Source organism: Amycolatopsis thermalba (assembly GCF_003385215.1).
Taxonomy (GTDB): Bacteria; Actinomycetota; Actinomycetes; order Mycobacteriales; family Pseudonocardiaceae; genus Amycolatopsis_E; species Amycolatopsis_E thermalba.
In genome coordinates, this window is sequence record NZ_PQHW01000115.1 from 1 (window position 1) to 21867 (window position 21867).

The 21867-nt window shown below is 71.7% G+C and carries 25 protein-coding genes; 6 read left to right on the plus strand and 19 right to left on the minus strand.

From position 1 onward, the window contains the following. Positions 1–458 (plus strand): sulfite exporter TauE/SafE family protein (locus D0D15_RS30580; protein WP_162830691.1); only part of this gene is annotated, 458 nt, incomplete at its 5' end. A gap of 235 nt (positions 459–693) precedes the next feature. Here D0D15_RS30580 and D0D15_RS30585 read toward each other — a convergent pair. Further along, the gene (locus tag D0D15_RS30585) at positions 694–1986 is read right to left on the minus strand and encodes an ArsB/NhaD family transporter (RefSeq protein WP_094002662.1); all 1293 of its coding nucleotides are present in this window, start codon (positions 1984–1986) and stop codon (positions 694–696) included. A gap of 10 nt (positions 1987–1996) precedes the next feature. Next, positions 1997–2437 (minus strand): CBS domain-containing protein, encoded by a 441-nt coding sequence (locus tag D0D15_RS30590; protein ID WP_094002661.1) that lies wholly within the window; start codon positions 2435–2437, stop codon positions 1997–1999. Positions 2438–3129: 692 nt separating this feature from the next. Here D0D15_RS30590 and D0D15_RS30595 point away from each other — a divergent pair. Together D0D15_RS30595 and D0D15_RS30600 are read left to right on the plus strand one after the other, a co-directional pair. Next, on the plus strand, positions 3130–4080 hold the full coding sequence (locus tag D0D15_RS30595) for a TrkH family potassium uptake protein (protein ID WP_233156980.1): 951 nt from the start codon (positions 3130–3132) through the stop codon (positions 4078–4080). After that, positions 4073–4735, plus strand: coding sequence for a potassium channel family protein (locus D0D15_RS30600; RefSeq protein ID WP_233156978.1), 663 nt, complete (start codon positions 4073–4075; stop codon positions 4733–4735). Before D0D15_RS30595 ends, D0D15_RS30600 begins: the two co-directional genes overlap by 8 nt. Positions 4736–4775: 40 nt before the next feature. Here D0D15_RS30600 and D0D15_RS30605 read toward each other — a convergent pair whose 3' ends face one another. From D0D15_RS30605 to D0D15_RS30675, 15 genes are all read right to left on the minus strand, one after another. Further along, the gene (locus D0D15_RS30605) at positions 4776–5936 is read right to left on the minus strand and encodes an FAD-dependent monooxygenase (RefSeq protein WP_094002660.1); all 1161 of its coding nucleotides are present in this window, start codon (positions 5934–5936) and stop codon (positions 4776–4778) included. An 8-nt stretch (positions 5937–5944) separates the two neighbouring features. Next, on the minus strand, positions 5945–6559 hold the full coding sequence (locus D0D15_RS30610; protein WP_094002659.1) for a TetR/AcrR family transcriptional regulator: 615 nt from the start codon (positions 6557–6559) through the stop codon (positions 5945–5947). A gap of 117 nt (positions 6560–6676) precedes the next feature. Next, positions 6677–8365, minus strand: a complete 1689-nt coding sequence (locus D0D15_RS30615) for a Na(+)/H(+) antiporter subunit D (RefSeq protein WP_094002658.1) — start codon at positions 8363–8365, stop codon at positions 6677–6679. Further along, the gene (locus D0D15_RS30620) at positions 8355–8624 is read right to left on the minus strand and encodes a hypothetical protein (RefSeq protein WP_094002657.1); all 270 of its coding nucleotides are present in this window, start codon (positions 8622–8624) and stop codon (positions 8355–8357) included. Before D0D15_RS30620 ends, D0D15_RS30615 begins: the two co-directional genes overlap by 11 nt. Positions 8625–8633: 9 nt before the next feature. Then, positions 8634–10100 carry a proton-conducting transporter transmembrane domain-containing protein gene (locus D0D15_RS30625; RefSeq protein WP_198958076.1) on the minus strand — a complete coding sequence of 489 codons (1467 nt, stop codon included), beginning with the start codon at positions 10098–10100 and terminating at the stop codon, positions 8634–8636. Continuing rightward, complete coding sequence (locus tag D0D15_RS30630; protein ID WP_115944946.1) at positions 10097–11575, minus strand: monovalent cation/H+ antiporter subunit D family protein; 1479 nt, start codon at positions 11573–11575, stop codon at positions 10097–10099. The genes D0D15_RS30625 and D0D15_RS30630 overlap by 4 nt, the downstream gene beginning before the upstream one ends. Next, entirely contained in the window at positions 11572–11937 is a 366-nt protein-coding gene (locus tag D0D15_RS30635; protein WP_094002655.1) for a cation:proton antiporter subunit C, read from the minus strand. The genes D0D15_RS30630 and D0D15_RS30635 overlap by 4 nt, the downstream gene beginning before the upstream one ends. Beyond that, a complete protein-coding gene (locus tag D0D15_RS30640) occupies positions 11934–12926 on the minus strand; it encodes a DUF4040 domain-containing protein (RefSeq protein ID WP_094002654.1) in 993 nt (330 codons plus the stop codon). The genes D0D15_RS30635 and D0D15_RS30640 overlap by 4 nt, the downstream gene beginning before the upstream one ends. Next, entirely contained in the window at positions 12926–13240 is a 315-nt protein-coding gene (gene mnhG, locus D0D15_RS30645; protein WP_198958075.1) for a monovalent cation/H(+) antiporter subunit G, read from the minus strand. The genes D0D15_RS30640 and mnhG overlap by 1 nt, the downstream gene beginning before the upstream one ends. Then, positions 13237–13518, minus strand: coding sequence for an MrpF/PhaF family protein (locus D0D15_RS30650; RefSeq protein WP_094002653.1), 282 nt, complete (start codon positions 13516–13518; stop codon positions 13237–13239). Before D0D15_RS30650 ends, mnhG begins: the two co-directional genes overlap by 4 nt. Beyond that, positions 13515–13991, minus strand: a complete 477-nt coding sequence (locus D0D15_RS30655) for a Na+/H+ antiporter subunit E (RefSeq protein WP_094002652.1) — start codon at positions 13989–13991, stop codon at positions 13515–13517. The genes D0D15_RS30650 and D0D15_RS30655 overlap by 4 nt, the downstream gene beginning before the upstream one ends. 66 nt (positions 13992–14057) lie before the next feature. Next, complete coding sequence (locus tag D0D15_RS30660) at positions 14058–15239, minus strand: PucR family transcriptional regulator (RefSeq protein WP_094002651.1); 1182 nt, start codon at positions 15237–15239, stop codon at positions 14058–14060. After that, on the minus strand, positions 15236–15700 hold the full coding sequence (locus D0D15_RS30665) for a CBS domain-containing protein (protein ID WP_094002650.1): 465 nt from the start codon (positions 15698–15700) through the stop codon (positions 15236–15238). The genes D0D15_RS30660 and D0D15_RS30665 overlap by 4 nt, the downstream gene beginning before the upstream one ends. A 190-nt stretch (positions 15701–15890) precedes the next feature. Further along, on the minus strand, positions 15891–16199 hold the full coding sequence (locus D0D15_RS30670; RefSeq protein ID WP_094002649.1) for a DUF3040 domain-containing protein: 309 nt from the start codon (positions 16197–16199) through the stop codon (positions 15891–15893). A gap of 316 nt (positions 16200–16515) precedes the next feature. Further along, positions 16516–17673, minus strand: a complete 1158-nt coding sequence (locus D0D15_RS30675) for a PucR family transcriptional regulator (RefSeq protein WP_244215001.1) — start codon at positions 17671–17673, stop codon at positions 16516–16518. 280 nt (positions 17674–17953) lie between these two features. Here D0D15_RS30675 and D0D15_RS30680 point away from each other — a divergent pair, with 280 nt between their 5' ends. Together D0D15_RS30680 and D0D15_RS30685 are read left to right on the plus strand one after the other, a co-directional pair. After that, positions 17954–18385 carry an NfeD family protein gene (locus D0D15_RS30680; RefSeq protein WP_094002648.1) on the plus strand — a complete coding sequence of 144 codons (432 nt, stop codon included), beginning with the start codon at positions 17954–17956 and terminating at the stop codon, positions 18383–18385. A gap of 2 nt (positions 18386–18387) precedes the next feature. Then, on the plus strand, positions 18388–19419 hold the full coding sequence (locus D0D15_RS30685; protein ID WP_162830692.1) for an SPFH domain-containing protein: 1032 nt from the start codon (positions 18388–18390) through the stop codon (positions 19417–19419). A 151-nt stretch (positions 19420–19570) separates the two neighbouring features. On the opposite strand, the gene D0D15_RS30690 is transcribed toward D0D15_RS30685, so the two are convergent. Then, a complete protein-coding gene (locus D0D15_RS30690; protein WP_116103778.1) occupies positions 19571–19816 on the minus strand; it encodes a hypothetical protein in 246 nt (81 codons plus the stop codon). Positions 19817–19981: 165 nt separating this feature from the next. Here D0D15_RS30690 and D0D15_RS30695 point away from each other — a divergent pair, with 165 nt between their 5' ends. Next, positions 19982–21016 carry an NAD-binding protein gene (locus D0D15_RS30695; protein WP_094002645.1) on the plus strand — a complete coding sequence of 345 codons (1035 nt, stop codon included), beginning with the start codon at positions 19982–19984 and terminating at the stop codon, positions 21014–21016. Positions 21017–21025: 9 nt separating this feature from the next. Here D0D15_RS30695 and D0D15_RS30700 read toward each other — a convergent pair whose 3' ends face one another. Then, the gene (locus tag D0D15_RS30700) at positions 21026–21565 is read right to left on the minus strand and encodes a MarR family winged helix-turn-helix transcriptional regulator (protein ID WP_115944948.1); all 540 of its coding nucleotides are present in this window, start codon (positions 21563–21565) and stop codon (positions 21026–21028) included. Between the last annotated feature and the right edge of the window lie 302 nt (positions 21566–21867).

Genomic DNA, 21867 nt, shown 5'->3' on the forward strand with positions numbered 1-21867 from the left:
GGCTGCCGCCGCACGGGTTGCGCATCCTGGCCGGGGCCGTGGTGATCCTGTCCGGGCTGCGGCTCCTGCTGCGCCCCGCGGACCGGGTGCACGAGGCGACCCCACGCAGGCAGGCGGTCGCCGGGCTGCTCGGCGGCTACCTGTCCACCACCACCTCCCTCAACGGCGCGCCCCCGGCCGTCCTGCTCGCCGCGGCGAAGGTGCCGCCGCGGACGTTCGTGGCCGATCTGGCCGGCTACTTCGTGGTGACCAACGCGTTGTCGCTGCTGCTGCTGGCCGCGGCCGGGCAGGTCAGCGCCGAGGGTCTGTGGCCGCAGCTGCTGGTGCTGCTCGCCGCGGGGGCGGTGGGCAACGCGATCGGCGGACGGCTCGTCGGCAGGGTGCCGCGGAAGCTGTTCGAGCGGGCGGTCGTCGGGCTGATCGTGGTGTCCGGAGTGGTCACCGTGGTGGGCGCCTGACCGGGGACGGCTGGACAGGTGCACCCGGGGTGCCCACCGTCCACATCCGATGGCTCGTGCCCGCGCCCAGGCCCAACCTGATGGCCGGGTACACCTAGTGGCGCTGCTGGCGGTGGGCGGCGGCGCGCAGGGCCGCCGCCGCGAGCAGGAACGCCGCGATGATCGCGAGGGTGAACAGCAGTTCTGCCATGTCTCGGTTCCACATCGTTGTGACCGTCGTTTCCGGCATGGTAGCTCAGGCGAGGAGGAAGTACCGCAGCCACAGGTAGGGCGCGGCGAGCAGGATCGTGATGGCGGTGACGACGATGCCCTTCTTGGTGAACTCCCAGAACGAGATCGGCGTGCCGGCCCGCTTGGCGATGCCCAGCACGACCACGTTGGCGCTGGCGCCGACCGCGGTGAGGTTGCCGCCGAAGTCGGCGCCCAGCGCCAGCGACCACCACAGCGCCTCGGCCTGCACGGGGTCGGCGATGCCCGCCGACAGGTCGGCGACCAGGGGGCTCATGGTCGCCACGTAGGGGATGTTGTCGATGACCCCGGACAGCACCGCCGAGACCCCGAGGATCAGCATGACCGCGACCAGCGCGTTCCCGCCGGTGGCGTCGGCGGCCCAGCCCGCGAGGGTGCCGATGACGCCGGTGTGGATGAGGGCGCCGACCATGATGAACAGGCCCGCGAAGAACAGCAGCGTCTCCCATTCGACACCGGCCAGGTAGTCCTTGGGCCTCGTTTTCGAGATCAGCACGAGCACGCCGGCGCCGAGCAGCGCGACCACCGACGGTTCCAGGTGGAAGATCGAGTGCCCGACGAAGGCGGTGAACACCGCGGCGAGCACGACGCCGCACTTGATCAGCAACGCGGGATCGTGGATGGCTTCACGTTCGTTGAGGGCCATCACGTCGGCCACCCGGTCCGGGTCGGCGTCGAACGAGCCGCGGAACAGCCACGGCAGGATCAGGGTGAACACGATCAGCTCGATCACCACGATCGGCGCCATGTTCACCAGGAAGTCGTTGAACGTCAGGCCGGCGCGGCTGCCGATGATGATGTTGGGCGGATCGCCGATCAGGGTCGCCGCGCCGCCGATGTTGGAGGCCATCACCTCGGCGATGAGGAACGGCACCGGGTTCACCCCGAGCCGGTCGCAGACCAGCAGCGTCACCGGGGCGATCAGCAGCACGGTGGTGACGTTGTCCAGGAACGCCGAGGCGACCGCGGTGATCAGCACCAGCAGGATCATCACCCGCAGCGGCGAGCCCTTGGCGCGTTTGGCCGCCCAGATCGCGACGTACTCGAACACCCCGGTGCGGCGCAGGATCCCGACGATGACCATCATCCCGAACAGCAGGAAGACGACGTCCCAGTCGATGCCCGTGTCGTGGGAGTAGAACGCCTCGTCCGAGCCGACGACCCCGGCGGCGAGCACCACCCCGGCACCGGCCAGGGCGGCGACCATCTTCGGGATCCGCTCGGTGGCGATGAGCAGGTAGGCGACCACGAACACCGCGATCGCGATCGCGGTGGTCATGCCGGCCCCCTCAGCGCAGCGCCAGCTCCAGCAACCGCGACGCGGTGATCACCCCGACCAGCCGGCCGTCCCGGAGCACCGCCGCGAGCGGGCAGCGAAGGCGGGCCATCACCGCGGCGACCTCCACGATCGTGTCGTCGAAGCTGACCACCGCCAGCTCCGGACGGTCCTCCGGCAGCAACGAGCGCACGGTCTTGCCGGACAACTTGTCCGCGACGTGGTCGGCCATCGACTCCGACAGCACCCCGGCCAGCGACGGATCGTCCTGCACGTAGCCCGGCACCAGGAACCGCACCACCTGGGAGGCGGGCAGGATCGCCGTGGGCGCGCCGTTCGCGTCGGTCACCACGAGGCCGGGCAGCCGGTTGCGGGCCAGCAGACGGGCCGCTTCCAGCGCATCGGAGTCCAGGTCCACGACCGGGAAGTCCTCGGCGATGTCGGTGCAGCGCATATCCGCAGACTACGACGAAACGGGTACCTTCGCCCTGGGGCGTCCGATCTCCGAGCACCACACCGAAGGCGAATACCAGCGCCACCGAATCTCCCGCCGTCGACAACGAACCCGCCCCGTTGCGTGGGGCGGGTGTGCCGACCAGACTTCCCGGCGCGCCGCCCGTAAAGATGCCGCAAAGCCGGGCCCGAAGCAAACCGGTCGCGCCGGTGTGTGCAGTGACGTGACACACCGGTGACCGCGCCGGTTTCCTCCGGCCGGTCCGTAGGCTGAGCCCCCGTGGCGTCCCTGAAATCGGTGCGTGCGGGTGGCGGCGGGTGTTCGCCCAGTTCGCGCATCCGGCCCGGGTCGTGGTGGCGGCCTTCGGGTCGGCACTCGTGGCCGGCGCGGTCCTGCTGGCGCTGCCGGCGGCCACGAGTCCGGCGAGCACACCCCGGTGGTGTCCGCACTGTTCACCGCGGCATCGGCGCTGTGCGTCACCGGGCTGGTCGTGGTGGACACCGCGGGCCACTGGTCGGCGTTCGGGGAACTGGTGATCCTCGGGCTGATCCAGCTGGGCGGCTTCGGGGTGATGACGCTGGCATCGCTGTTCGGGCTGCTGATCAGCGGCCGGATGCGGCTGCGCACCCGGCTCTACGCGCAGACCGAGACCAAGAGCGCCGGGCCGGGCGCGGCGCGTGGTGCTCGGGGTCGTGCGCACCAGCCTGCTCGTCGAGGCCGCCACCGCGGTGGTGCTGACCATCCGGTTCGCCACCGGGTACGGCGAGTCCTGGGGCCGCGCCGCCTACCTGGGGGTGTTCCACGCGGTCTCGGCGTTCAACAACGCCGGGTTCGCGTTGTGGCCGGACAACCTGGTGCGGTTCGCCACCGACCCGTGGATCTGCCTGCCGATCGCGGTCGCGGTGATCGCGGGGGGCCTCGGTTTCCCCGTGCTGTGGGAGCTGCGGCGGCAGTGGCGCCACCCGCGGCGCTGGTCCCTGCACACCAAGATCACCCTCGGGGTGAGCGGGGCGCTGCTGGGGCTCGGCACGATCGTCCTCACCGCGGTCGAGTGGTCGAACCAGGCCACGCTCGGCGCGCTGCCGGTGCCGGGGCGCCTGCTCGCGGGGTTCTTCCAGGCGGTCATGCCGCGCACGGCCGGGTTCAACAGCGTGGACGTCGCCGGGATGCACCCGGAGAGCTGGTTGTCGATGGACCTGCTGATGTTCGTCGGCGGGGGCAGCGCCGGCACCGCCGGCGGCATCAAGGTGACCACCTTCGCGCTCCTGGCCGTGGTGATCTGGGCCGAGCTGCGCGGCGAGCCCAGGGTCAACGTGCTGCGGCGGCGGCTGCCCGACGACGTCCAGCGCCAGGCGCTGACCATCGCGCTGCTCGGGGTGGGGGTGGTGATCGCGGGCATCTGGTTCCTGCTCACGATCACCCCGTTCACACTGGACCAGGTGGCCTTCGAGGTGGTCTCGGCGTTCGCGACCGTCGGCCTGTCCACCGGCATCACCGCCGACCTGCCCGCCGCCGGGCATGTCATGCTGACGGTGCTGATGTTCATCGGGCGGCTCGGCCCGCTCACCCTCGGTGCCGCCCTGGCGCTGCGGGCCCGGGCACGCCGCTACGAACTTCCCGAGGAGCGACCGATCGTTGGCTGACAAGCGAGAAGCGGGTGTGGTGGTCATCGGCCTGGGCCGGTTCGGCGCGTCGCTGGCCCTGGAACTGGCCAAGCGCGACGTCGAGGTGCTCGGCATCGACCGCAGTCCCCGCATCGTGCAGAGCCTGTCCGGCCAGCTCACCCAGGTGGTCAGCGCCGACTCCACCGACATCGAGGCCATGCGCCAGCTCGGCGTGCCCGAGTTCTCCCGCGCGGTGGTCGCCATCGGCACCGAGCTGGAAGCCAGCATCCTCACCGCGTCCCTGCTGGTCGACCTCGGCATCGACGACATCTGGGGCAAGGCGACGAGCCGGGAACACGGCAGGATCCTGGAGCGGGTCGGGGTGCACCACGTCGTGCTGCCCGAACACGACATGGGCGAACGGGTCGCGCACCTGGTCACCGGGCGGATGCTGGACTACATCGAGTTCGAGGACGACTTCGCCATGGTCAAGACCCGCGCACCCGCGTTCGCCGTCGGCAAACCGCTGGGCGCGAGCGGGATCCGCGCCAAGTACGGGGTCACCGTCGTGTGCATCAAACGGCCCGGGCAGGACTTCACCTACGCCACCCAGGACACCGTCGTCCTTCCGGGCGACACCCTCATCGTCGCCGGCACGACGCGCCAGACCGAGCAGTTCGCCGAACTCAGCTGAGCTGCGCCCGCGACTGCCCGGCCGGCGCTCGTCCCGGAGTTCACGCCGTCAGCTGGAGACGGCGCTGGAGCACCGCCGACACCGGCCGGTAGGACGCGAACCGCAGCGGCAGATCACGCAGCCACAACCGGAACGGGTCGGCGGGCGCGTAGAGGCCCTTGACCCGGCGGCCGAGCTTCTGCTTCTTCTCGGCTTCCGGGCGCAGTCCGGTCTCCCACTCGCGCAGCGCGGTGAGCACGTCACCGGGGTGCCGTTCCAGCGCGGTGCCGAGCAGGTCGGCCCCGGCCACGGCGAGGGACGAGCCGAACCCGGCGAACAGCGTGACGCACCAGGCCGCGTCGCCGAGCAGCACCACACGGCCGCGGCTCCAGCCGCCGACGACCATCTGGCTGATCGTGTCGAAGTACACCGATTCCGCCCGGGGCAACTGGGCGAGCACCTCGGGCGCGGCCCACCCCATGTCCCCGTAGACGCGGGGCAGCACGGTCGCGGGCCCCTCGGCGAGGTGGGCCATCGGGTCGCCGGTGCGGTAGCCGAAGAACGCGGCGGACCGGCCCTCGCCGAGGTGGATGATCGCGAGGGTGCGGCCGGTGTCGGTCAGCGTCGACGTGCTGCCGGCCTCGACGCAGGACGGCAGCCGGTCGAGCATGAACACCCCGGTCATGTGGTCGAGGTCGAGCCGGAACTCCTCCTCCGGCCCGAACACCAGCCGCCGCGTCGCGGAGTGCAGCCCGTCCGCGCCGACCAGCAGGTCCGCGCGCTCGACCGTGCCGTCGCTGAGCGTCACGTCCACACCGCCGGCGTCCTGGGACACCGCGGTGACCGTGGTGCCGAAGCGGATGTCCACCGTCCCGCGGATCGCGGTGTAGAGCACGTCCTCGATGTCGCCGCGCAGGATGTTCAGCGCGCGCTGCCCGAGCATCGCGCGCACCGTGGGGCCCGGCACCGTGAACCGGGTCCGGCCGTCGGGACGGACGTAGATCAGCTTGTCCGGAGTGATGTGCCGCTCCGCCAGTGCCGCGAGCACGCCCATCCGTTCCGCGGCGTCGTAGCCGATGCCGGAGAACGTCACGGCATAACCGCCGGACCGCCGGGCCGGTGCCCGCTCGATCACCACCGGCTCCCACCCGATCTGGTGCAACCGCAGCGCGGTGGCCAGTCCGGCGATGCCGCCGCCTGCGATGATGGCCTTGTTCGTCATGTCGGTTCTCAGTCCTCCGTCTTGGTCAGGCCCGCGGTCACGATGTCGATCAGCAGGCCGGTGATGGCGTCGTGGTGGGCGGGGTCGCCGAGCCGCTCGGCGTAGAGCGGGACGAGCAGCACGGTTTGCAGCACGCCGACCACGACCGCCGGGTCGGCGTCGATCAGCTCGCCGGCATCCTGTTTCTCGGCCACGAACTGGGCCAGCGCGACCGCCGGGTTGTCCGGTGTGGACGCGATCCGCTCCGGCGGCAGCTTGCGCGCCACGGCCTGCATCTCCTCGGGGTGCACGATCAGCCGCCGCCACAGCGGGTTCGTCGCCAGCTCGTGCAAGGTCGCGCGCAGGAACCGCCGCAGTCCTTCCCGGGTGTCGCCGGTGGTGCGCAGCGCCTGGTCGACCACCCGGCGCTTGACCTCACCCGCCTCGCGCAGCATCAGCTCGAGGTACAGCGCCTCCTTCGAATCGAAGAACTGGTAGAAGGTGCTCTTGGCCATTCCCGCCGGAGCGACCAGCTCCTCCAGCGAGGTCTTGCGCAGCCCCTGGCGCGTGAACAGCTCATGCCCCGTCGTCAGCAACAGCTCCGTGATGCGGGCCCGCTCCTCGGCCGAGAACCCTGGCGGCATCTCGCCACCCCCTTTCGATGAAGCTATGAAAACAGATTCGCCGTATGTTTTCAAGCCGCTGTGACGGGCGCCGCATGGGCACCCGAACGCACGGCCCGGCGCTGCGCCCGGTGGCCGTCACGGCCAGAGAACGACCAGCAACACCAGACCGAGCAGCAGGGTGGCCCACCAGATCATCACGTGGGTCGACCAGGGCGCCGCTACCCGCCCGCCTGGCCGCACGGGCCGGGAAACCGTGGTCCACAGCGGTTTCGCCCGACGCCGCACAAGCGTGCCCGACCGTCGGCCAAGCCTGCTCCCCTCGTCCGACAACGCTTTCCACAGAGCCGGAACGACCCGGCGGTAGGTCACCTCGAAGTCCAGGTTCACCGATCGCAGCTCGGGCGGGTACAGGCCGGTGCGGACCAGCATCGTGAACGCCAGCGACGCGAAGAGCAGGAGCTGCAACTGGTCGACGACGTGCGGCGTCGTGAAGACCTGGTAGTCCATGGCGAACGGCAGCATCCGGTACAGCAGCGACGGCGCCACGCCGATCAGGACGCAGATCAGCGCGGCCATCGCCATCGCCGTCCGCATGTTCACCGGGGGTTCGCTCACCCGGTGGCCGCGGTCGTGCGCGAAGAAGGCGAAGTACGGGATCTTGATGCCGGCGTGGTGGAACACCCCGGCCGAGGCGAACAACAGCAGCAGCCAGGCCACGGTCCGGTGCTCCCGCGCGACCGCTTCCATGATCAGCGACTTGGTCGCGAAGCCGGAGAACAGCGGGAAGGCCGAGATCGACGCCGCCCCCACCAGGCACAGCACGGCGGTCTGCGGCATCGACTTGTGGAGCCCGCCCAGCTCGGAACCCTGGGTGGTGCCCGTGCGCAGCAGCACCGCGCCCATGCTCATGAACAGCAGCCCCTTGAACACCATGTCCGCCACGGCGTGCGCGGCGGCCCCGTTGATCCCGAGCGGACCGCCGATGCCGACCCCGGCCACCATGAACCCGAGCTGGTTGATCATGCTGTAGGCGAGCACCCGACGCAGGTCGTTCTCGATCACGGCGTAGAAGATCGGGAACACGGTCATGACCACGCCGATCCACACCAGCTGCTCGGTGCCCGCGAAGCCACGGGCCAGGGTGTACACGGCGAACTTGGTGGTGAACGCCGACAGCGCCACCGTGCCGACGATCGTCGCCTCCGGGTAGGTGTCGGTGAGCCAGGCGTGCAGCACGGGGAACGCGCACTTGATCCCGATCGAGGCGAGGATCAGCGTGCCGCCCGGGGAACCGATTCCGAGATGACCGAACTCCAGCCCCTCCCCGGCGTGTACCCGCATCACGATCCCGGCCAGCATCAGCAGGCCGGACACCACCTGGGCGACCAGGTACCGCATCGCGGCGCGGTGGCTGCGCTCCGTCCGGCGCGCCCAGATCAGCAGCGCCGAGGACAACCCGGCCAGCTCCCAGAACACGAAGAGCGTCAGCAGGTCACCGGCGAGGACCCCGCCGACGGCCGTCGCGGCGTAGACGAGGATCACCGCCTGCTGCAGGGAGTCCCGCAGGTGCAGGGCATAGACGGCGGTGAGCAGCGCGGCGACGAGGAAACCGGTCGCGAACACCCGGGACAGGGCGTCCACCCGCACCGGGGCCAGCTCCAGGCCGAAGAGCTGGAAGGTGGTGCCGAGACCCTCGGGCAGCAGCCACAACACGACCAGCCCCGTGACCGGCAGCGCGACCATCACCACCTTGCGCGGCACTCCCCGCAGCAGCGGCACGGCGGCCGCGCCGAGGATCAGCAGCACCGCGGGACTACTCGTCATCAGCGGTCCCGTCCGGCCGCTCGTAGTAGCTCTCGTCGCGCCGCAGGAACCGGCGCAGCCACTTGGCGGTGAGCACCAGTCCGACGCTGCCGGCGAAGCCGTAGAGGGCGTGGAAACCGAACCACCCCTCCACCCCGAAGTGCGGATGCTCGCGGGAGAAGAGGCCGGCCGCGAACGCCAGCGCGCAGAGCACCACGAGCCCGTAGACGATCCGGGTGACGTTGCGTGGCCGGTCCAGCCAGCGGCCGTTGTCGTCCATGACAGCTCCTCACATCCCCGTCCACGGTGCGATCACGGCTTCGGCGCCGAAGAACAGCGCCACCGAGCCGAGCGCGGTCAGGGTCAGCGGCCCGGCCAGCGCCAGCCGGGCCTCGCCGTGCTCCAGCGGCTGCGACGGTGGCCGGAAGAACGCCCGCGCCGGAATCGGCACCAGGTAGGCGAGCGACAGCAAGGACCCGGCCAGCAGGACCACCAGCATCACGGTCTGCTCGGCGTCGACCGCGCCCATCAGCAGGAACCACTTGCTCCACAGGCCACCGGACGGGGGCAGCCCGGCGATCGAGAGCGAGGCCAGCAGGAAGGCGCCGAACGTCCACGGCATCGCCCGGCCCAGCCCGTCCAGCTCGCTGACGCGCGACTTCCCGGCCGTGACGAAGATGGCCCCGGCGCACAGGAAGAGCGTGATCTTGCCGACCGCGTGGGTGACCAGGTGCAGCGCGCCGCCGGTGATGGCCACCTCACGCGCGAACGTCACGGCCAGCACGATGTAGGCGAGCTGGCTCACCGTGGAGTAGGCCAGGCGCCGCTTGAGGTTGTCCGATCGCATCGCGACCACCGCCGCGGCCAGGAGCGTGGCCGCCGCGACCCACATCATCGGCCGGGCCGCGCCGGTCTCGCTCAGGGTGTCCAGCCCGAACACGTACACGGCGACCTTGAGGATCGTGAACACGCCGGCCTTGACCACCGCCACCGCGTGCAGCAGCGCCGAGACCGGGGTGGGCGCCACCATCGCCGCCGGCAGCCAGCGGTGGAACGGCATCAGCGCCGCCTTGCCGGTGCCGAACAGGTAGAGCGCGAACAGCGCGGTGAGCACACCCGGCCCGGCGTGGCCGGCGAGCAACCCACCGGCCCGGAACTCGGTGCTGCCGGTCAGCAGCCAGGTCCACACGATCGCCGGCAGCAGCAGCCCGATGGAAGTCGTGAGCAGCACCAGGAGGTACGTGCGTCCCCCGCGCCGCCCCTCGGTGCCGCCCTGGTGCGCGACCAGCGGCCAGGTGGCCAGGGTCATGATCTCGTACCCGGCGAACAGGGTGACCAGATTGGCCGACAGCGCGATCCACATCGCCGCGGCGATCGTCACGGCGAAGAAGACGTGGAAGCGGGTCTGGTGCAGGTCGCGGCCGGCGCGCAGGTAGCCGATGGCGAACACGGTCGTCACCGGCCACAACACGGCGGCGACACCGGCGAACAGCAGGCCGAGCGGCTCCAGCGCGAACTCCAGTGACAGCCCGGGCAGCCAGGACCACAGCTCGAAGCGCACACCGCGCTCCACCACCGGCCACAGGCTCAGCACCACGGCGGCCAGCGCCACCCCGCACAGCACCGACGCCGCCTCGCGCGCGCCCGGGTGGCGCCGCAGCAGCAGCACCGCGCCGGCGCCCAGCACCGGAAGTGCCACCGCGACCGGCAACGCGGCGGCCTGGCCGGTGTTCCAGGCGACCGACAGGTCACTCACCCCCGTCCGCCGAGCAGTGCCGTGGCCGCGGCGCCGGCCAGGCCGGACGGCAGCGCCGGATCGAGTCCGAAGTAGACCGATGCCAGCACCAGGACCCAGATCGCCGCGACCATCGAGGGCGGGGGTTTCGGCGTCCCGGCGGAGCCGGGTAGCGCCGGGCGGAACCACGCGGCCTCGACCACGCGCCCGACGTAGACCAGGGCGAGCAGCGAGCTGACCAGCACGGCCACCACCACCGGCCACCGGCCCTGGCCGAGCAGCGCCGAAACCAGCGCCCACTTGCTGACGAACCCGGCGGTGGGCGGCACCCCCACCAGGCCGAGACCGGCCACCACGATCGCCGCGAAGGTCCACGGCATCCGGCGGCCGAGCCCGGCCAGCTCGGCGCGCCGCACCGACCCGAGCCGCAACAGCAGCAGCCCCGCCGTGGCGAACAACGCCGACTTGATCACCGCGTGGTTGATCAGGTGCAGATACCCGGCCGACACCCCGGCCGCGGTGGCCAGGCCGATCCCGGCGACGATGTAGCCGATCTGGGCCACGCTCGACCACGCCAGCAGGTACTTGAGATCGGTCTGGAAGCAGGCGACGGCCGACCCGGCCAGCATCGCGACGCAGGCCAGGACGAGCCCGGCCGTCTCCATCGGCATCGTCCGGAACACCAGTCCCGCACCGAAAACCGTGAAGGCGAACCGGCAGAACACGTAGATCGCGACCTTGGTGCTGGTCGCCGACAGGAACGTGCTGACCGCCGACGGTGCCTCCGCGTAGGCCCCGGGAAGCCAGGCGTGCAGCGGGAACACCGCCATCTTCACCGCGAGTCCGGCGAGGACGAAGACCACGGCCGCGTACAGCGCGCGATTGCCCTGGACGCCGGCCAGGCGCTGCGCCAGGTCCGCCATGTTGAGGGTCCCGGTGACCGCGTAGGCCAGGCCGATGCCGATCAGCACGAACGTCGCCCCGACCGTGCCGATCACCAGGTAACGGAAGGCGGCGAGCAGCGCGCGCCGGTGCCGTCCCAGCGCGACCAGCGCGTAGGTGGACAGCGAGCTGATCTCCAGGAAGACGAACGCGTTGAACACGTCGCCGGTGACGCTGAGCCCGAGCAGCCCGGCGAGGGTCAGGCACAGGCAGGTGTAGAGCAGCGGTGCGCGCCCGTCGTCGATCTCGGCGCCGATGCTGCGCCGGCCGTACACCGCGGTGACCGTGGCGATGGCCGGCACCAGCAGCAGCACCGGGGTGTTGAAGGCGGCGATCACGAACTCGATGCCGTACGGCGCGGGCCAGCCACCGATCTCGTACCGCAGGGCGCCGCCACCGGCGACGCGCACGGCGAGCAGCACGGCGCAGGCCAGTGCCCCGGCCGAGGCGAGCAGGAACAGCAGCCACGCCGCGGTCCGCGACCGCAGCAGCACGCACAACGGGGCCCCCGCCAGCGGGATCAGCACCGGCAGGACCGGGAGGTGGCTCGTCACGGGACGACCTCGTCGTCGGCGGTGTCGCGCTCGGCCACCACGTCCTCCTCGACGGTGCCGTAGGCCTCGAAGATCCGGACCACCAGCGCCAGCCCGGCCGCGAGTGTGGCGACCCCGACCACGATCGCGGTCAGGATCAGCACCTGGGGCAGTGGGTGCGAGTAGGTCTGCACGTCCGCGGAGACGATGGGCGCGCTGCCGTCGGCGACCTTGCCGAGACTGATGTAGAACACGAACACCCCGGCCTGGAACAGGGTGAGCCCGATCAGCTTCTTCACCAGGTTGCCGTGGCTGATGACCACGTAGAGCCCGATCATCATCAGGACGAACGTCGCCCAGTACAGGTGGTGGGACCCGGTCATCGCGACGCCAGCCGGCTGGCGAAGCCGAAGAAGATCGAGGTCATGACGGCCGCGACGGTGACGCCGATGGCCGACTCCACGATCAGGATGCCCAGGTGCTGGCCGGCCACCGGATCACCGGGTGAGAGCCGGTCGTAGTCCAGGAATCCCCCGCCGAGCAGCATGGTCACGACCCCGAGCCCCAGGAACAGCACGGGACCGAGCGCGATCAGGACCCACAGCGCCGTGCGCGGCAGTGCTTGCTGTGCCTTGTCCAGGCCGAACACCAGGCCGTAGAGCACGAACCCCGACGCGAAGATCACGCCGGCCTGGAAACCGCCGCCGGGACCGAAGTCGCCGTGGAAGAGGACGTACAACGCGAACAGCAGGATGAACGGCATCAGCATGACGCTGATCACCCGCAGCACGCGGTAGCCGGCGAGATCGAGGACCTCGGACCGCTCGGCCTCCGCCACCCGCGTGAGAGGTCCCAGCAGGAGCAGCACAGCGACACCCGCGGTGAAGACCACGACCAGTTCGCCGAGGGTGTCCAGCCCGCGATAACTCGCCAGCACCGCCGTGACCGTGTTGGGCACCCCGACGTCCACCTGGGACTGACGCAGGTAGGCCGCGGTGACCGGGTGGGTCTGCACCGGCGTGCCGGCCGCACCGAACCCGGGCAGATCCTGGCCGGCGTAGACGAGCGTTCCCCCGGCGAGCGCGACGGCGACCGCACCCGGCAGGTGCCGCCGCCGCGGCGTGACCGCCTCCCGGGACCGGGTCAGCGCCAGCACGCCGACCAGCAGCACGGTGCTGATCCCGACGCCGACCGCCGCTTCGGTGAACGCCACGTCCACCGCGTCCAGCAGCACGAACAGGCACGCCGTGACCAGGCTGAGCAGCGCGGTCAGCATGGTGGCCTCGTAGAGCGCGCGGATCCGCCCGATGGCGAGGGCCGTCGAAAGCAGGATCGCCAGCAGCGCGAAGTTGATCAGCGTGAAGGTCTGCATCAGCGCCGCCCGTCGCCCGCCCGCCAGACCGGCACGCCGTCCCGCCGCGCCGCGTTCGCCAGGATGTGCGTCGCGGTCGGGCCGGTGAGCGCCATGAACAGCAGGATGATCAGCAACCGCACGCCGGTCTCCCAGGTGCCCACCCGCAGCAGCAGGCCGAGGAGGATCAGCGGGGCGCCGGCCGCGTCGGTGACCCCGGCGGCGTGGATGCGGGTGAAGAAGTCCGGGAAGCGCACCAGGCCCACCGCGCCGGAGAACACCAGGAAGCCACCGGCGGCCAGCAGCACCCCGCTCAGGACGTCCAGCACGGTCACCGGTGCTCGTCCCCGCCCGTGCCGGCGGTCAGGTCCTGGTGATGGGTCAGGCGCAGGACCGCGACGACCGCGACGAAGTTGACCAGCGCGTAGAGGATGCCGATGTCGAGGAACTCCGGCCGCCCGAACAGGAAACCGGCGACCGCGACGAAGAGCACCGTCTTCGTGCCGAACATGTTGATCGCCAGGATGCGGTTGTACAGACCGGGGCCGGCGAAGGCCCGGACCAGGGTGAGGAACATGGTGACCAGCAGGGCGGCCATCACCGCGAAGATCATCGGCGCGCCTCCAGTTCCCGGACCCGGCGCAGCATGTGCCCCTCGTGGAGCGCCTCGGCGGCTCCGGCATCGAGACTGTGGATCTTGATCTCGTCCTCGTCCAGGTCCAGGGACAGGGTGCCCGGCGTCAACGTGATCGAGTTCGCGTAGATCACCTGCGACAGCGCGGACATCCCGGGCGACGGGGTCACCGCCACCGCCGGTCGCAGGTCCGGCCGCGGTGACCACACCTTCCGCACCACCGCCGCCGCGGCGACCAGGACCTCTTTGCCCAGCCACGGCAGATAACGCGGCAGGCGCAGCAGAACCGGCAGCGAAGCGCCCTCCCCCTCGGTGAGCCGGGCCCGCCGCGAGATCCAGCACACGAGCGTGATCGACACCGCGCCGAGGACCAGGAACTGGACGGTGAAGTGCCCGGACAGGACCAGCCAGAAGGTGACGAAGAGCGGGGCGGTCCGGATGACCCACGCCATGCCATCACTCCTTTCGGCGGGCCGTCACCGGCGGTGCGCACGACGCGGCGGTCCACGGGCCGCCGGTCATCCGGTCCCGTCGTCCTCGGGCCAGCCGATCAGGCGAGCGCCCATCACGGCGACCTGCAGCGTGAACGCCTGCGCCGGTTCCTCGACCGTGTAGCCGGTGAGATCCTTGACCCGCTGGAGCCGGTAGGTGACGGTCCGGACGCTCACGTGCAACCGCTTGGCGGCGGCCGTCGAGACCGCACCGGCGGCGAAGTACGCCGTGAGGGTCTCCAGGAACGGACGCGGCCCCATCCGGGCGCCGCGCAGGGGCTCCAGAACCTCGGTCACCAGCTCGGACAGCGCCGCGCTGTCCCGGCGCAGCACCTGGTACACCAGCAGGTCGCGGGCACGCAGGACGCGCTCCGGCAGGGCGAGCCGTTCGCTGATGTCCAGCGCGTTGCGGGCCTGCTCGAACGAGCGCACCGCCCCGCCGGGGCCGGACTGGGGCTGGCCGATCCCGACGCGCCAGGACGAGTCGTCACCGAGCGCGCCGGTGAGGTGCCGGACGAACTCGTCGGGCACCGTGCCGAGGTGGTGCGGAGCCAGGCAGATCAGCAATCCGTCCTTGGTGCTCACCAGGACGTCGCGGGGTCCGAACCGGAAACGCAGCCCGGCTTCGACCTGCCGGGCGGCCTCCCCGCCGTCCACGAACCCCTCGGAGGTCCGTGCCGCCGTGACGACGTGAGTCGCCGCGAGCCGGAGCCCGAACCGTTCGGCGCGTTCGGCCAGTCCCCCGGTTCCGCGGCCGTCGAGGAGGTCGTCGATGAACTCGCGCCGGAGCGACTCCTCCTGGCGCACGGCCCACCGCTGGATCTCCTCGTAACCGTCGGTCAGCGTCATGATCGCGACGTCGGCCGCGCGCAGGATCGCTTCGCCGATCGGCCGCAACCGCTCCGGGTCTGCCGCGCACCGCACGCCGGGCAGCGTTTCCCAGGCCGTCGAGGTGGCGGTCAGGTACAGGTTGATCAGCCCGCGCATCGGCACGCCGCGCTCGGCTGCCTCCGCGCCGATGGCCCGCCACCGCCGCCGTTCCTCGTCGCTGATGCGCCTGCCGCTGATGCTCACCTCGGCGAGTGTCTGCAGGTAGCCGTCGAGCAGTTCGGCCGGCGCACCGCCGGCGGTTTTCGCGGTGGCTGCGGCGAAGTTCTCGTCGGACAGCGGGACTGCTCCTCTCCGGCCGGGGACCGCGGCGGTGATCATCGGGTCCTGTCCTCGACCGCACTGACGAGGAGTTCGAGGAGACGGCTCGCGGTGACGACCCCGGCCGCCCCGCCCGCCGATCGCTCGACCAGCACGGCCGGGCACGACTGCCTCGCCATCATCTCGGCCAGCTCCACCACCGTGGCGTCCGGCCTGGCCACCGGAATCCGGGCGGCGACCTCACCGATCACGTCGCGAACGGCCGTGGTGGCGAGGGTGGCGGCGATCCGGTCGGCGTGGGCCTCGTCGAAGGTCCGGGCCAGGCACGGCTCGTCGCGCAGGTAACGCGGCAACGCCAGCCGCACGAGGTCGAGCGCGGAAAGGCAGCCGACGACCTGGTCCTGTTCGTCGAGCACGGCGAGCGCGGGCCGCCCGTGCCGGGCCAGGGTCCGCGCGGCGGACAGGGCGGCTTCGTCGAGGCGTGCGGTGGGAAGCGGCTCCACGACGTCAGCGGCGTGCATGTCCTCTCCTGTCGCCGAGTTCGCCGCACCGGCGACACTGGCAGGTCACCATTGTCCGGCCGGTGCGGCGCGTGCCCAATGTGCACGGTGACCAACCACGGGCCGCGGCTCCTTGCCGGTCGTCGGCAAAGTCGCGGCGGCGCAGACGCCGTCCGCGCGCGGCTCGCGATCGACGTGCCCCCGGGCGCGTTCAGCCGGCCGGCTCGCAACCGTCGCCCGGCTCGCCGGGAGCCGGCCGCTCGTCGGACAGGTCCGCCGACCGCCACAACCAGCAGGCCACGATCGCGATCACCAGGCCGGCCAGCGCCACGACCGCGGAGAACACCAGCGTGGCGGCCCCGAGCAGGACAGCCAGGAAGGCCGCGTGCGCCACGTGGTCCGGCCACCGCGACGACACCGTCTCCGCCGGGCTCGTCAACCGCCTCGCCAGCCACGGGTCCTCCCGCGCGAAGGTCTGGGCGATCGCCTGCAGTCGTTGCCGCTCGTACTCGCTGAGCATCACCGCTCACCCCGCCCCCATTCGACCGGGACGCGGGAGACGAGGCGGGAACGGGCGGACGGGGCCGCCCCTGGGGCGACGGCGGTGAGTCATCGCGGCTCCTTGGTCGCGTGCCGAACGTCAGCTGCCGACCAGGCTTCCCGGCTCACCTGTCTCCAGGCTAACCCGTGGGTGCCGCCTGGCGCATCCCCGCAATTCGGCGCCCGGGGGGAACCGCCATCCGGCACGACCACAATGGACGGTCCCGCACCTGGCCGGTGCGCCGTACGCCCTGGCCGCGGCAGGCATTTCGCGCGGGCGGACCGGAGACCCGGCCTCAGTCCGGGCCGGGCCACCCGAGCAGGCGGGCGCCCAGGACGGCGGCCTCCAGGGTGAAGCGCTGGGCCGGCTGCCGCGGGTCGAGGCCGGTGAGGTTCCTGATCCGGTCCAGGCGATAGGTCACCGCGCGGACGCTGAGGAACAGGTTCCGGGCCGTTTCGGCGGTGACCCCACCGGTCGCGAAGTACGCGGCGAGCGTGTCCAGCAGCGGCCGCGCCCCGCCGCGGGTCCGCGTGAGGGGACTGAGCACGGTGTCGACCAGATCGACGATCGCCGCGCGGTCGCGGTAGAGGACCTGGAAGACCAGCAGATCGGCGGCGTTGAGCACCGGCGCGGTCAAGCCGAGCGACTCGGCCAGCTCCAGTGCGTTCCTGGCCTCCTGGAAGGAGCGCAGCACCCCACCCGGGCCGGGATGGGGCCGGCCGACACCGATCTGCCAGGCGCGCCCGGCCAGCAGGATCCCGAGGTGGCGGGCGAACTCCGCCACCGCCCGCTGCGCGGCGCCGGGCGCGAGGCACAGCAGCAGGCCGTCCTTGACGGTGACCAGGAGGTCGCGGGCGTCGAACCGGGTGAGCAGAGCCGATTCGACCCGGTGGGCGGTGCTGTCCCCGTCGGTGAACGGGTGGTCCGCGCGAGCGGCCGCGACGACGTAGCTGCCGGCCAGGCGCAGGCCGAACCGTTCCGCGCGTTCGGCCAGCTTCCCGAGGTCGCCGTGACCGTAGAGCAGGTCGTCGATGAACTCGCGCCGTTCGGCTTCCTGCCGGCGCGTCAGCCGCCGCTGGGCGTTGTCGTAGCCGTCGGCGAGGGCGACGACGGCGTCGTCGGCCGCGCGCATGATCGCTTCGGCGATCGAGCGGAGGTGGTCCTTGTCCGCCGCGGCGGCGACCGCGGGCAGGTTCCGCCAGGCCATCCAGTTGGCGCTGAGGTAGAGGTCGGCCAGCGCGCGCAGGGGGATGTTCCGCTCGGCGGCCCGCGCGCCGAGCATCCGCCGCGACTCCAGCTCGTCGCGCGTCAGCCGCCGGCCGGTCCGGCTGACCAGGTCGAGCATCTCCAGGTAACCGTCGAGGAACTCGGCCGGGACACCGCCGGCGTCGCGGGCAGCCCGCGCACCGGGCGGGGGGACGTCCCATCCCCGCGGGTCGCGCTCGCTGGCCACGGCCGCCTCCGGTCGTCGTTGGCGGATTGCCGGGTTCCGGCAACCCGGTCACCTCGACGGTAGCCGGTCCGGGCGCGGCCGCGCCCGGCGCTGCTCCGGGTGCCCGGGCGAACTTCCGGCAGAGCCGCACCGCCGCCGCGGCCCGGGCCCGGGATCCCGCGCCGAGCTTGCCGGGCTCCGGAAACGAACGCGGCCGACCCTGGCCGACCGGCGACCTTGCCGCCCTCCCCGGCACCACGGACGATGGAAACCGGGAACCCGACCGGCCAAGGGGTCGCGTATGCAGCTGTGGCTGATGTGGCTGATCGCGGCGGTTCTGCTCGGTGGTGCGGAGCTGTTCACCTTCACCGCCGCGCTCGGCCTGCTCGGGGGCGCCGCCGCGATCACGGCGGGCGCCGCCGCCCTCGGGGTTCCCCTGCTCGGGCAGCTCCTGGTCTTCGCCGGGGCCTCCGCCGCCGCTCTGCTGCTGGTCCGCCCCGTCGCCCGGCGGCACCTGCTGGGCCCGCAGCTCCAGCGGTTCGGGGTGGACGCCCTGATCGGCAGGCGTGCCTACGTCGTGCAGGAAGTGACCGGGCTCGGCGGGCGGGTCCGGATCGACGGGGAGGAATGGACCGCCCGCTCCTACGACGACACGCTGGTGATCCCGGTGGGCGCGACCGTCGACGTCATGGAGATCAGGGGGAGCACCGCACTCGTCTACCCACGGGAGTGACCATGGAAGTGTCCGCTCTGCTCGTCGTCGGCCTGCTGGTCGCGTTGTTCGTCGTCGTCACCGTGCTGCGGGCGGTGCGGATCGTGCCGCAGGCCCGCGCCCGCAACGTCGAGCGGCTGGGCCGGTACAACCGGACCCTGCAGCCCGGCCTCAACTTCGTGATTCCCTACATCGACCGCGTGTACCCGGCCCTCGACCTGCGCGAGCAGGTCGTGTCCTTCCAGCCCCAGCCGGTCATCACCGAGGACAACCTCGTGGTCCAGATCGACACCGTGCTGTACTTCCAGATCACCGACCCGCGCGCGGCGGCCTACGAGATCGCCAGCTACCTGCAGGCGGTGGAGCAGCTGACCGTCACGACCCTGCGCAACGTCGTCGGCTCGATGGACCTGGAACGCACGCTCACCTCCCGCGACACCATCAACAGCCAGCTGCGCGGGGTGCTGGACGAGGCCACCGGCAAGTGGGGCATCCGGGTCAACCGGGTGGAGATCAAGGCCATCGACCCGCCGAACACCATCAAGGAGGCGATGGAGAAGCAGATGCGGGCCGAACGGGACAAGCGCGCCGCCATCCTGGGCGCGGAAGGTCAGCGCCAGTCGCAGATCCTGACCGCCGAGGGCGACAAGCAGGCCGCCGTCCTGCGCGCGGAAGGCAACCGGGCCGCCGAGATCCTCAAGGCCGAAGGCCAGTCCCGCGCGATCGACCAGGTCTTCCAGGCCGTGCACCGCAACGACCCGGACCCGAAACTGCTCGCCTACCAGTACCTGCAGATGCTGCCGCAGCTCGCGAAGGGCGCGGGCAACACGTTCTGGGTCATCCCGGGCGAGTTCACCTCGGCGCTGCAGGGAGTGTCCCGGGCGTTCGCCGAAACGCTGCCGCAGTCACCGGCCACCCGGGACACCGGGTCCACCGACGCGGTCGCCGCCCGAGCCGCCGAAGACGCGACGCAGGCCGCCGAAGCAGCCGCGGCCGCGGTCGCGGATGCGGCCGAAGCCAACGGACTGGCACCCGGTGGCCGCGGCGCCCCGTGAGGAGGCACGACGGCCGGTCATCGCATGCGCGTCTCCGGGGACAACCTCTCGGCCACGACCCAGACGCAGGAAACCGCGACACCGCAACCCGCGGCACCGATGAACCAGTGCTCTGCGCCGCGTCGCAGCACGGCGATGGTTCCGTCCGGGCTCAGAGCGCGCACGGCGGCGGGGCCACGCTGACGACGACCTGCGCCACCTGCCCCTCGACCGTGGGGGCGATCATCCGGACCGAGGTCACGCAGGTTCGCTCGCCGCCACCGAGTTCGACGAGGGTCCCGGGTGGCGGCAGCATCGCTCCCAGGCAGGTGAACAGCACTTCGTCGCGGAGCTGGTCGTGGACGACGGTCACGACGTCGACAGCGGTGATCGGCCTGGCCGGCGAGGGGTGAGTCATCGAGGCTCCCTGGTCGTGGGCATGGATCCTGATGCCGACCAGACTTCCCGGCTCGCCTCTGATGAGCTTAACGTGCCGCGGGCCCCGCGGCACGTCCACCACGGTGCGCGGCGCCGTGGCCGGGCTACACTCCACCGGTCCACGATGCCGTGCAGGAGCCCCGTTGTGCCGATCTTTCTCACCCGGTTGATCGCCCGCCTGGTGTTCCTCCGCAGCTGGCTCACGCCGGTCCTGGTCATCGTGTTCGTGTTCGTCACCAGCTGGCCGCTCATGGCGCTGGCCGAGCCGGCCGGCAGCGACCTCGTCCGACCGGCCAACTACTGGTGGTACTTCGTCGTCACCGCGGCCACGGTCGGCTACGGCGACTTCTACCCGGTCTCGGGAGCCGGACACGTCGTCGGCGCTTACGTCGTGATCGGCGGCATCGTCACGTTGACCACCGTGTTCACCAAGCTGGCCGCGGTGCTGGAAGAGGCGAAAGGACGGCGGATGCAGGGAGTTGCCACCGTGACCGCGGCCGACCACGTGGTGCTGCTCGGCTACACCGCCGGGCGCACCGAGCGGCTGGTCCGGGAACTGGTCGCGGACGGAGCCGGCCGGATCGTCCTGTGCGCCTGGGACGAGGTCACCACCCATCCGATGCCCGAACAGGACATCGACTTCGTGCGGGGTGACCTCACCGGCGAGCAAGTCCTGCGGCGCGCCGTGGTGCAGCGTGCTCGTGCGGTCCTCATCGACGCCCGGGACGACAACGAGGCCCTCGCGATCGCCGTCACGGTGGATCACCTCGCCCCGGACGCGCACGTCGTGATCACCCTGCGGGACATGGCACGGGCGGATCTCATCCACTACGTCGATCCCGGCTTCCGGTGCGTGCAGTGGCACACCCCGCGGATGGTCACCGAGGAACTGACCTCCCCCGGGATAGCGGAGGTGTACGCCGAGCTGATGACCCACGGCGGCGCCAACACCTATTCCGCGGTGCTCCCGGCGGCGGTGCCCGTCGAGCGGTGCCAGACGACGCTGAGCCGGCAGCACCGGTCCACGCTGCTCGCCATCCGGACCGGCGAGCGGCTCGTCGTCAACCCGCCCTGGGACGCCGAGGTTCCCGCCGGATCGACCATCTACTACGTCGGCCCCCGCCGGCTCACCGGAGACGACATCGAGGCCGCCTTCGCCGGCGGCGGCTCCGCGCGCTGACGTCCCCGGTCACAGCCACGGGACGTCCGCACCCCCGTCGACCGGCGGTTCGCCTCCTGCTTCGGTGAAGGCGCGGAGCGCCCGCACGAGGCCGCGGCGAGAGGTGACCGGCATCCTGGTCACGATCCGGGTGATCTCCGCGCGCCGCCGCCGGGTCACCGATCGCACGACCGCGGCGCCCTGGCCGGTCAGGCCGACGACCAGTTCGCGGCGGGACGTGGGGCTGGTCTCGCGGTCGACGAGGCCGGCGGCGACCAGCCGGTCCACCATGCGGGCGGCGGTCGACGGGTTGACGGCGAGGTGGCCGGCCAGTGTCGTCAGCTTCGCCGGTCCCCGGCTGTCGAGCACGACCAGCACCCGGAACTGGGCCACCGTGATCGACTCGTCGACCGCGCTGATCGACCGCGCCGACACCGCGACCAGCAGACGCGATGCCGTGAGGAAGGCGTCGGTCAGGGCGTCGACGTCGCCGGGCGCCGGTTTCGCCCCGGCGGTGCGGGTGACGCGGCCGGTGGTGGGTGCGGTGCGTGGCGGGCGGCGAGCGGGCACATCTCAGTTCTACCCGATCGCCGATCGTTCCACCCCGGCCAAGGTTGGCGGGTGCAATCGTTGCCCTGGTCAGGGTTCCCGGCTCGGATCGAGACAACGCTCCTTCGCTCACCGCCCCGACTACGCTGTCGCGTGTCACCACTGGCCCGGGTGCATGCGAGCGCCGCCATCACGCACCCGGCCACCCCGCCGATCACCAGCACCCCCGACGGCCACACCACGCGCGCCCGCGTTCCCCGGAACGTAGGCAATCGCAAGGTGCGGCCGGGTGCGTGATGGCGGCGCTCGCATGCCCCCGGGCC